This is a genomic window from Parvibaculum sp. (genome assembly GCF_035511255.1).
Lineage (GTDB): Bacteria > Pseudomonadota > Alphaproteobacteria > Parvibaculales > Parvibaculaceae > Parvibaculum.
On sequence record NZ_DATKFR010000232.1, the window covers coordinates 1 to 6,436 of the forward strand.

Here is a 6,436-nt window from a genome sequence, read left to right on the forward strand (position 1 = left end):
TGCATCGCCCGTCTCGGCAATGACATCGGCAAGCCGGAGCCGATGATATTTCAGATCTTCCATCCCGCTCCGCACGCCTTCACATCATGAGCTGGCCACGCTCGACTTGGCTATTAAGGCATTTTGCGCGGCCGCCACGCAACGATCGGATGATCCGACGCTCAGATGAAATAGTCCGTATTGTCGAGACCGAGCATGACGCCGCCCCAGTTCCGGCCGATGCTGTCGGCCTGGTTCGCGGCGTGCTGGCGGCCCGTCGAAATATCGGTGAAAATGCGGCTGAAGGGTTTGGTGTTGAAGGCCGCCGAGCCGCCGCCCGCCTTGAAGATTCGCTGGGCGAGGTTGCTGCAGCGCTCCGGCACTTCGGCCGACTGGTAGCGATACATCAGCCGGTCAGGGATCGGCACGAAGACGCCGTTCGCCGCCTTGTCGTACATCACGTCCATGTTGTGATGGAGCACCGTCTTCATCTCGTCGATGGAAGCGGCGGCCTCCGCGCAGACGAGTTGCGCCGAAGCGTCCTGCGCCGTCTTCGCGCCGGTCACCGTGGTGCGCACCCGCGCGTAGTCGATGAACTCGTCGAGCATGTGCTGCAGCGCGCCGATCGCCGAGGTCGAAACCGAACGGATGAATATCTGCGCGAAGGGCATCCGGTAGAGCGGCGCGGTGTTGACCGCGTTGCCTGGACTGTTGCACATCAACCCATCGACCATCTTGTGCGTACGGTACTCCGGCACGAAGACGTCCTTGACGATGATGTCGTGGCTGCCCGTCGCGCGAAGCCCGTGCGTATCCCAGGTATCGACGATCTCGTAGTCGCTGCGCGGCAGAAGAAAAGTCCGCGCATCGGTGTTGCCCGATTCGGGATCGACGAGCCCGCCGAGGAAAATCCAGTCGCAATGCTCACTGCCGCTCGAGAAGCGCCAATGGCCGCTGAAACGATAGCCGCCGTCGACGGGCATCGCCTTGCCGGTCAGCATGTAGGTCGATGAAACGAGAACCGACGTATCTTTCGACCAGACGTCCTGCGCGGCCTGATCGTCGAACAGACCCATCTGCCAGTTGTGACAGCCGATGACGCCGTAGCACCAGGCGGTCGACATGTCGCCCTCGGCCAGCGTGATCATCGTGTCGTAAAAGACGTTCGGGTGCATCTCGTAACCGCCCCAGCGCTTCGGCTGGAGAACGCGGAAGAGACCCGCCGCCTGCATCTCGGCAATCGTCTCGTCGGGAATGCGCCTGTTCTTCTCGGCCTGCTTCGCCCGCTCCCGAAGCGCCGGAACGAGGGCACGCGCACGGGCGAGAATTTCATCCGCGGTTGGAATCGCGGTTTCAACTTCTGCTGTGCGGCTTGCAACTTCTTGTGTGCGGGCCATCGACAAATTCCCCGGCTCTATCTCGCGCGCCGGCAAGGCGGCGCTCCTATTTCGATATCGGGGATGATGTTGCCGTCGCCCGGATAGCCACATCGTCTAACCGGACTACCAGAATGCGCGCTGGCCCGGCGACGCTACGGCAGGGCGTGCCGGCGGGATCGCTCCCGCCGGGACACTCCGCTCAGGACGCTCTGTCGAGCGAAGCCAGCGGCGCGACGCCGTTGACGAGAATGCGAACGAGTTCCGCCTGCCGCGTCACGCCCGTCTTTTCGAACATGGAGCGCAGATGCGCGCGCGCCGTGTTGTAGCGGATGTTCTGCTCGGCCGCTGCCTGTTCGAGGCTGTCGCCTTTCGCAAGCTGCATCGCAAGAGAGGCTTCGGCCTGCGTGAAGCCGAAGAGCTGGCGCAGCACGGCGGGATCGGTCTTGACGCCGATCTCCGCGTCGCGAATGAAGATCGCCGCGCCGTGGCTCCAGCGATCGCCGACGCGCGCGCTGAGCCGGATCGGATTGACGACGACGCCGAGATCGCGCGCGCCCGATGGACGACTGATCGAGAGAGCTTGCGTGATCTTGTCGCCGCTGCCCGGCTCCGTCTCGAGCGCGAACTTGATGAGCTTCTGCAGCGCCTTGTCCTCTTGCGTGGAGACCGCGCGGATCGCCCCGTTCATCACCACGATGCCGTCTCGCCGTTCGAGCAGGCTCTGGGCGATCGAATTCATCGCGACGAGCTTGCCGCCCTCGTCGAGCACGATGCCGCCGACGGCGAGCCGGTCCATCGCTTCGGCGTAAATCTGGTTCACGACTTCGGAATGCGAGAGCCGCGTCCGGATTTCAAGCGCTCGGGCGAAGTGTGGCGCAATGAGCGAGATGAGTTCCTGCTCCTGCTTGTCGAAGGGGCTGCTGCCCGTCGGCCGCATGATGCGCAGGAAGCAGTCGACCTCTTCCAGCGAGCAGACCCATGATCCCATGTAATGGTTGATGCCGCCCAGCTCCAGCAGTTCGTGAAACTTGCCGCTGTTCGAATAACGCCGATCCGAGAGCCAGTCGTTGATCGTCGTGATTTCACCGAGCTTCATCTCGAGCTTCGGCGCATGGCGCTGATACTCGTTCTGATACATCGCGAAATCGTTGAGATCGAACTCCCCGGCATTGATCGTCGCTTCCTGCCGGAGCGTCGTCTTCGCGACGAGCGACAGCGTGACGAACTTCGCGCCGAGATGTTCGCGCAATTGTTCGAGGCTTCTCTTCCAGGATACATCCTCGAAAGAGCCGTTGTAGATCTGACCGATGAGCGCGCTGAACTGCGCCGGCGACGGCATCGGCTTGCGAACGTCGTGCTTGTGACTATTGAGCATGATCAACCACCCGAATCCGGAGAAGCGGGGTTGGTTTCAGCCGCGTCGGCTCGCTTCGCCGCCACGTCTGCTCCTCCCAAACCCGCGCCTGCTCGTTACACGGCAGGCCTTCGTGTTCCTCTTTGTCTCTAGCGTCGGCTTTCCCGAACGGTACCGTCTGCGACAACCCGCCGCAACGGCTTAGCCTGGTTAACCCGACATTCCTCCCGGCACGTCTCATCCGCAAAAAAGCCGCGGATGCCTTCACTCATGATAACTCGCGGTACTTCCTCTTCTTTTCAAATTTGTCCTGAAGCGTGATCCTGTGTGTCGGAGGCCATATCCGCCCCCTACTGACAATTAGTCATCATTAAAGCCGCAACACCCCATAACTCGGCGTGCCCAGCGGCGCATTGAGCGAAGCGGAGATGGCGATTCCCAGCGCGTTGCGGGTATCGACCGGATCGAGCAGCCCGTCGTCCCAGAGTTCCGAGGTCGAGTGATAGGCGCTGAGCTGGCTCGTATAGGCCTTGAGCGTGTCCTGCTTCACGGCGTCGATGACCGCCTGATCGACGGCTTCGCCATTCCGTTCGAGCTGCCTGATCTTGACCTCGGCCAGCGTGTTCGCTGCCTGCTCCCCGCCCATCACGCCGATCTGATGATTGGGCCAGGCAAAGAGGAAGCGCCCGTCGAAGGCGCGCCCGCACATGCCGTAATTCCCGGCGCCGAAGGAGGCGTGGCACATCACGGTGAACTTCGGCACATGAGAGCAGGTCATCGCCATGATCATCTTGGCGCCGTCCTTGGTGATGCCCGCCGCCTCGTAGTCGCGCCCCACCATGTAGCCGGTGATGTTCTGCAGGAAGAGAAGCGGCGTATTGTTCTGGTTGCAGAGCTCGATGAAATGCGCACCCTTGAGCGCGCTGTCGTTGAAGAGCACGCCATTGTTGGCGAGGATGCCGACCCGGAAACCCCAGATGCGTGCATAGCCGCAGACGAGCGTCGTCCCGTAATCGGGCTGAAACTCGTGGAAGCGGCTGCCGTCGACGAGCCGCGCGATCACCTCGCGCGCGTCATAGGCCTTTTTGATGTCGTCGGGGATAATCCCGTAAAGCTCATCCGGATCGTAGAAAGGCGGCTCGGCCTCCTCCCGGTCGATCGCCCATTTTTTCGGCCGCTCCCATTGCGCGACGATCTCGCGGCCGATGCGGATCGCATCGTCTTCATCCTCCGCCGCATAATCGCAAGTGCCGCTCGTCCGCGTGTGCAGGTCCGCGCCGCCCAGAGCCTCCGCCGTCACCACCTCGCCCGTCGCGGCCTTCACCAGCGGCGGGCCGCCGAGGAACACCGCGCCGGTGCCCCGCGTGATGACGTTGTAATCCGACAGGGCCGGAATATAGGCGCCGCCCGCCGTGCAATGGCCGAAGACCAGCGCGAGCTGCTTGACGCCCATCTTGGAAAGCAGCGACTGGTTGCGGAAAATCCGGCCCGCCATGTACTTGTCCGGAAAGACGTCCGACTGCATCTGCAGGAAACCGCCGGCGGAATCGCAGAGATGGACGACCGGCAGCCCGTTTTCGAGCGCGATGTCCAGCGCGCGCACGATCTTCTTGACCGTCAGCGGATACCAGGCGCCACCCTTGATCGTCGCATCGTCGGCATGGATCATGACTTCCTGCCCCGAGACGACGCCGATGCCGGTGATGCAGCTCGCCGACGGCGCTTCGCCTTCATAGGCCATGTTGCCGGCGAGGCTCGACAGTTCGAGGAAGGGCGTTCCGGGATCGAGCAGCTTTTCGAGCCGCTCGCGGGGCAGCATCTTGCCCTGCTTCGCCAGCCGCTCGATGTCCCGCTTCGGCCGTGCCGAGCGCGCCGCCTCCTGCATCCGCTTGAGGTCCTGCGCCATTCGCCGGTTGTGCCGGTAGCGGCGGCGGAACTCGTCGGACTCCGGCTTGACGGTCGAAACGATCCGGCTCATGCCCTTTTCTCCATGAGGTCGGCGTCCGCGAGTTCGGCAAGCGCCGCGAAAGAAACCAGCAGCGCATCGCGCTCGAAGGTGGCGTTGGCCGCCACGTGAATATCCTCGATCACCCCGTCGCGCGGCGCGGCGACGCCGATCTGCAGCTTCATGCTTTCGATGGTGATGAGCGTGTCGCCCGCCCTGACCTCGTCGCCTCTGGCGCAATGGATACCGATGACCGTGCCCGGCATCTCCGAGCGCACGGCATTGGCATGCCTGCCCTTCGCCTCCGATGCGCCGCCAGCCTCCTCGAGGCTCATGACGAAAGTGCGCCCGTCGAGCCGCACGTAAATCTCGTGCTCGCCCGCATAGCGCCAGCCGCGATAGAGCCGTCCATCGAGCGTCAGCTCGAAGGCGCCGTCTTCCGCCGGGACTTCGATAACCTCGTGTCCGACACCATCGAAGGCGAGCCGCAAGGCCGGCCTGCGCCTGGTTATATCGAGACGGATGGTGCGTCCATCGAGTTTGAGTTGCGTGGTCATACGTTCCTCAATTCCGCCATCCGCCCATCGCCGCGTGAGGTTCGGGTACGTCGAAGGCGAGCCGCCGGAAATCAGATTGGCTCAACGCCGCCGCCGCGCAGGCCGCGCGTTCGAGTTCGGCGATGGCGTCGCGCAGGTTCAGGTCCTCCGCATGTTCCGACAGAAAGCCCGTGTCGATCCGCGCCGCCGCAAAGGCCGGATGCGCCATGACGCGCGCGAGATAGTCGATATTGCTCGGCACACCGAGCAGCGCGAGATCGGTCAGGGCCGCCTTCATCCGCGCTATCGCGTCGGCTCGTGTACCGCCATGAACGATGAGCTTCGCCAGCATCGAGTCGAAGGCGGGCGTCACCGCCTGTCCCTCGACGATGCCACCGTCGAAACGCACGCCCTCGCCTGCAGGCAGACGCAGAAGCCCGACGCGGCCGATGGCGGGGCGGAAATCCTTCTCCGGCTCCTCGGCGCAAATGCGGACCTCGATCGCGTGACCGGAGGGTCTGATGTCCTCCTGCCGGAAGGAAAGTCCTTCGCCCGCCGCCACGCGGAACTGCTCGGCAACGAGGTCGAGACCGAGGATCATCTCCGTCACCGGATGCTCGACCTGGAGCCGCGTGTTCATTTCGAGGAAATAGAATTCCCCATCCGCGCCGAGGATGAATTCGATGGTGCCGGCATTCTGGTATTTCGCCGCCGAGGCGAGCTGCACGGCGGCGGTGCGGATACGATGACGCAGGTCGTCGGAAAGGTTCGGCGCGGGCGCTTCCTCGACGATCTTCTGATAACGGCGCTGGATCGAGCATTCGCGTTCGCAGAGATGGAGCACATGACCCGTCCCGTCGCCGATCACCTGCACCTCGATATGCCGCCCGCGTTCGACGAGCTTCTCGGCATAGACGAGCCCGTCGCCGAAATAGCGCTCCGCCTCGCTCGACGCGGTGCGCACGGCCTCGACGAGATCGTCCGCCGCCCGCACGATCTTCATGCCCTTGCCCCCGCCGCCCGCCGACGCCTTGATGAGCAGCGGAAAGCCGATGGCCTTCGCCCGGGCAAGGAAATTCTCCGGGTCGTCACCCTGCAACACGCTCGGCGCAACCGGCACGCCATGTTCGGCGGCGAAGTTGCGCGAACGCACCTTGTCGCCCATCAGATGCATCGCGCCGGCGTCCGGCCCGACGAAGACGATCCCCGCCTTCGTCACGCGCTCGGCGAATTCCGCATTCTC

5 protein-coding genes are annotated in these 6,436 nt (G+C 63.6%); all 5 read right to left on the minus strand.

Going from position 1 to position 6,436, the window contains the following annotated elements; genetic code table 11:
• Positions 1 to 161 precede the first annotated feature (161 nt).
• Positions 162 to 1,376: a flavin-dependent monooxygenase gene (locus VMR03_RS09015; RefSeq protein WP_325404373.1), complete on the minus strand. Its 1,215-nt coding sequence runs from the start codon at positions 1,374 to 1,376 to the stop codon at positions 162 to 164.
• A gap of 181 nt (positions 1,377 to 1,557) precedes the next feature.
• Positions 1,558 to 2,733, minus strand: a complete 1,176-nt coding sequence (locus VMR03_RS09020) for a helix-turn-helix transcriptional regulator (protein WP_325404375.1) — start codon at positions 2,731 to 2,733, stop codon at positions 1,558 to 1,560.
• A 349-nt stretch (positions 2,734 to 3,082) separates the two neighbouring features.
• Positions 3,083 to 4,690 (minus strand): acyl-CoA carboxylase subunit beta, encoded by a 1,608-nt coding sequence (locus tag VMR03_RS09025; protein ID WP_325404377.1) that lies wholly within the window; start codon positions 4,688 to 4,690, stop codon positions 3,083 to 3,085.
• Entirely contained in the window at positions 4,687 to 5,214 is a 528-nt protein-coding gene (locus VMR03_RS09030) for an acetyl-CoA carboxylase biotin carboxyl carrier protein subunit (protein ID WP_325404379.1), read from the minus strand. Before VMR03_RS09030 ends, VMR03_RS09025 begins: the two co-directional genes overlap by 4 nt.
• Before the next feature lie 7 nt (positions 5,215 to 5,221).
• A partial coding sequence (locus VMR03_RS09035; protein WP_325404381.1) for an acetyl-CoA carboxylase biotin carboxylase subunit occupies positions 5,222 to 6,436 on the minus strand: 1,215 nt, incomplete at its 5' end.